This window comes from Psychrobacter sp. TB20-MNA-CIBAN-0197, from assembly GCF_040309765.1.
GTDB classification, from domain to species: domain Bacteria; phylum Pseudomonadota; class Gammaproteobacteria; order Pseudomonadales; family Moraxellaceae; genus Psychrobacter; species Psychrobacter submarinus.
The window spans coordinates 1-409 of the sequence record NZ_JBEOPC010000133.1; the positions used below are offsets into that span (position 1 = coordinate 1).

The 409-nt window shown below is 58.9% G+C and carries 1 protein-coding gene; it reads right to left on the minus strand.

All coding sequences use genetic code 11. The features are described 5' to 3' along the window. The coding region (locus AAEY83_RS12980) for a vitamin B12 dependent-methionine synthase activation domain-containing protein (protein WP_351059339.1) at window positions 1-409 on the minus strand (409 nt) is incomplete at both ends.

Consider the following 409-nt stretch of genomic DNA (forward strand, 5'->3'; position numbering starts at 1 on the left):
TCCTTGTACAGCGCAGTGGCGGCTTCACCGACCACTTCGTCTTCGAGGATGCGCGGGAACTTGCCGGCCAGATCCCAAGAAATGAAGAACGGTGTCCAGTCGATGTATTCGGCCAGCACTTTCAAATCGATATTGTCGAGCACCTTGCTGCCGGTGAAGGTCGGTTTCACTGGCTGATAATTGGCCCAGTCGAATTGCGGCTTCTTCGCGATCGCGGCGGCGTAGCTCAGGCGTTCGGTACGGGCGCTGCGATTGGACGTACGCTCGCGCACGTCGATGTATTCCAGGCGGGTCTTCTCGACGAACCCGGCCTTGAGTTCCTTGGACAACAACTGAGTCGCCACGCCGACGGCGCGCGAGGCGTCGGTCACGTAAACCACGGCATCGTTGCTGTACTTCGGTTCGATCT